The organism is Mesorhizobium sp. M7A.F.Ca.CA.002.04.1.1, from assembly GCF_004022805.1.
Lineage (GTDB): Bacteria > Pseudomonadota > Alphaproteobacteria > Rhizobiales > Rhizobiaceae > Mesorhizobium > Mesorhizobium ciceri.
This window is the reverse complement of the sequence record NZ_RZPL01000611.1, coordinates 1-3,512: the sequence shown is the minus strand read 5'-3', so window position 1 is coordinate 3,512 and position 3,512 is coordinate 1. Positions and strand designations below refer to the sequence as shown.

3 protein-coding genes are annotated in these 3,512 nt (G+C 60.9%); all 3 read right to left on the bottom strand.

Features of this window, described 5'->3' with window-relative positions; all coding sequences use genetic code 11:
• A partial coding sequence (clpA, locus tag ENZ75_RS25280) for an ATP-dependent Clp protease ATP-binding subunit ClpA (RefSeq protein ID WP_128278398.1) occupies window positions 1-2,441 on the bottom strand: 2,441 nt, incomplete at its 3' end.
• Window positions 2,442-2,447: 6 nt separating this feature from the next.
• On the bottom strand, window positions 2,448-2,777 hold the full coding sequence (gene clpS, locus ENZ75_RS25275; protein ID WP_023812950.1) for an ATP-dependent Clp protease adapter ClpS: 330 nt from the start codon (window positions 2,775-2,777) through the stop codon (window positions 2,448-2,450).
• 296 nt (window positions 2,778-3,073) lie between these two features.
• Window positions 3,074-3,403 carry a phasin family protein gene (locus tag ENZ75_RS25270; RefSeq protein WP_013531776.1) on the bottom strand — a complete coding sequence of 110 codons (330 nt, stop codon included), beginning with the start codon at window positions 3,401-3,403 and terminating at the stop codon, window positions 3,074-3,076.
• Between the last annotated feature and the right edge of the window lie 109 nt (window positions 3,404-3,512).

Here is a 3,512-nt window from a genome sequence, read left to right as displayed (position 1 = left end):
AGGCTGCGCTTGCCGCCGTCCTTGCCCTTGGCTTCGGGCTTCTGCGCCACCAGCTTCTTGGCCGCCGGCTTTTTCACCACGGCCTTTCTGGACTTCGGCGTTTCTTCCGGCTCTTCCTTCTTCGGCTTCACCGGCGCCTCGTCGGCCAGCGATTCGAGCTTCAGGCCGGTCTCGCCGGTTTCCTTCTTCTCGACGGTGACGCGCACCGTGCCGCCCTTCTTGAGCTTGCCGAACAGCACCTCGTCGGCCAATGGCTTCTTGATGTGCTCCTGGATCACACGACCGAGCGGCCGCGCGCCCATGCGCTCATCATAGCCCTTGTCGGCGAGCCAGGCGATCGCGTCCGCCGACAGGTCGAAGGTGACGCCACGCTCGGAAAGCTGGGCCTCGAGCTGCATGACGAACTTCTGCACCACCTGATGGATGACCGGCACCGGCAGCGAGCCGAACGGGATGATCGCATCGAGACGGTTGCGGAACTCCGGCGTGAACAGCCGGTTGATCGCCTCGACATCGTCGCCTTCGCGCTTGGTCGAGCCGAAGCCGATCGCCGCACGCTGCGCATCCGACGCGCCCGCATTGGTGGTCATGATCAGGATCACATTGCGGAAGTCGATCTGCTTGCCGTTGTGGTCGGTCAGCTTGCCATGGTCCATAACCTGCAACAGGATGTTGAACAGGTCCGGATGCGCCTTCTCGACCTCGTCCAGCAACAGCACGCAATGCGGATGCTGGTCGACGCCGTCCGTCAGAAGACCGCCCTGGTCGAAGCCGACATAGCCGGGAGGAGCACCGATCAGCCGCGACACGGTGTGGCGCTCCATATATTCCGACATGTCGAAGCGGATCAGCTCCACGCCGAGCGACGCGGCCAACTGCTTGGCCACTTCGGTCTTGCCGACGCCGGTCGGGCCGGAGAACAGGTAGGAGCCGATCGGCTTCTCCGGTTCGCGCAGGCCGGCACGCGCCAGCTTGATCGCCGAGGTCAGTGCGGTGATCGCAGTGTCCTGGCCATAGACGACTCGCTTCAGCTCGATATCGAGGCCCTGCAGCACCTTCTCGTCGTCGGCCGAAACCGTCTTCGGCGGGATGCGGGCCATGGTGGCGATCGTCGCCTCGATCTCCTTGATGCCGATAGTCTTCTTGCGCTTGGCTTCCGGCACCAGCATCTGCGAGGCGCCGGTCTCGTCGATCACGTCGATCGCCTTGTCCGGCAGCTTGCGGTCGTTGATGTAGCGTGCCGACAGTTCCACCGAGGCCTTGATCGCCTCGTTGGTGAACTTCACCTTGTGGAACTCCTCATAATAGGGCTTGAGGCCCTTCATGATCTCGATCGCGTCCTCGATGGTCGGCTCGTTGACGTCGATCTTCTGGAAGCGCCGCACCAAGGCACGGTCCTTCTCGAAGAACTGGCGGAATTCCTTGTAGGTGGTCGAGCCGATGCAGCGGATCGCACCCGACGACAGCGCCGGCTTCAACAGGTTGGACGCATCCATGGCGCCGCCTGAAGTCGCCCCTGCCCCGATCACCGTGTGAATCTCGTCGATGAACAGCACGGCGCCAGGATAATCCTCGAGCTCCTTGACGACCTGCTTCAGCCGTTCCTCGAAATCACCGCGATAGCGCGTGCCGGCGAGCAGCGTGCCCATATCGAGCGCGAAGATGGTGGCATTGTGCAGCACTTCGGGAACGTCGCCCTCGACGATGCGCTTGGCCAGGCCCTCGGCGATCGCCGTCTTGCCGACGCCGGGGTCACCGACGTAGAGCGGGTTGTTCTTGGAGCGGCGGCACAGCACCTGGATGGTGCGGTTGATCTCGGACTCGCGGCCGATCAGCGGGTCGATCTTGCCGGCCTTGGCCTTGTTGTTGAGATTGACGCAATAGGCCGTCAGCGCGTCCTGCTGCTGCTTCTTCTTGCCGCCTTCCTCTTGCGGCTCGGCGCCGTTCTGGCCGCCCTGCTCGTCATCGGCGCCGCGCGGCGAGCGTGTCTCCGACGCGCCCGGACGCTTGGCAATGCCGTGCGAGATGTAGTTGACCGCATCGTAGCGGGTCATCTGCTGTTCCTGCAGGAAATAGGCGGCATGGCTCTCGCGCTCGGCGAAGATGGCGACGAGCACGTTGGCGCCCGACACTTCCTCGCGGCCAGAAGACTGCACATGGATCACCGCGCGCTGGATGACGCGCTGGAAACCGGCCGTCGGCTTGGAGTCCTCGTCGTAGCCGGTGACGAGGTTGTCCAGCTCGGTGTCGATATAGGTGAGAACCGTATGCTTGAGCTCATCGAGATCGACATTGCAGGCGCGCATGACGGCGGCCGCCTCGGTGTCGTCGATGAGCGCGAGCAGCAGATGTTCTAGGGTTGCATATTCATGGTGCCGCTCATTGGCGAGCGTCAGCGCCTGGTGAAGCGCCTTTTCCAGGCCTTGGGAGAAAGCCGGCATGTTACCTCACTTCTTCTCCATCACGCATTGCAGCGGATGCTGATTCTGTCGGGCGAAATCCATGACCTGGGACACTTTGGTCTCGGCCACCTCGAATGTATAGACCCCGCACTCGCCCACTCCATGATTGTGAACATGAAGCATGATGCGTGTGGCGGCTTCGCGATCCTTCTGGAAAAAACGCTCCAGCACGTGAACCACGAACTCCATCGGAGTGTAGTCGTCGTTGAGGATGAGGACCCGATAAAGGCTGGGCTTCTTGGTCTTGGTTTTGGTGCGCGTGATGACGGCCGTCCCACGGCCGGCCCCATTGCCGTTACCGTCGCCGTCTTGCATTCGCACCACGCGTCTCGTGGCAGTCAAACCGATCGTCACGTATTCCTGCCTCTTTCGATTCCCCATGCGAGTTCGACATGTAGGTGTTCGATGTACGATTTTAAGCCCTTCTGGTTAGCTGACAATATGGCTAGGTCACCAAACTTGGACGATTTTCGCAATCGTGAAGGGGCGCGAGGCTCTGGAACGGAAATTGACACGAAAAAGCCCGGCCACGTTTCCACGGCCGGGCTTTTTCTCGGGTCAAAAGGCTGAATCTGGGTCACGTCAGGCGAAATCAGTTCGCCCGGGCGAAATTACTTCGCCTTGGCAACGATCGATTCGAATGGCTTGTAGGCTTCCTTGGCGAGTTCGGCATAGAGATCGCCGATCTTGGTAGCCTCGGCGACGAACGCCTCATAGGACTGCTTGGCGTAGTCCGACTGGATCTCGATGGCCTTTTCCAGCGACTTGGCTGAAAACAGCTTCTCCACAGTGGCGCTGCCGGTTTCAAAACTCTTCTTGGTGTATTCACCAGCCTCGGTGGCAATCGCCTGTGCGCCCTTGGAGAGCGACGCGAAGCTCTTCAATCCGGTGTCGGCGAACTCTTTGCCGTATTTGCTGAAGTCCTCATAGGTCTGGGTCATTTCACGATTCCCTTGACGGTTGAGGCGTCCTTCTTCGGGGCGCCCTTGTGCAATGCAAGATAATATATTGTGCGCCGCACAAAAGTCAAGATTTCGCGGGCTCGCGGAC

Bases quoted from the DNA above. Each gene is read 5' to 3' on its own strand.
- ENZ75_RS25270 (WP_013531776.1), bottom strand. From the start codon at position 3,403: ATGACCCAGACCTATGAGGACTTCAGCAAATACGGCAAAGAGTTCGCC.
- clpS (WP_023812950.1), bottom strand. From the start codon at position 2,777: ATGCAAGACGGCGACGGTAACGGCAATGGGGCCGGCCGTGGGACGGCC.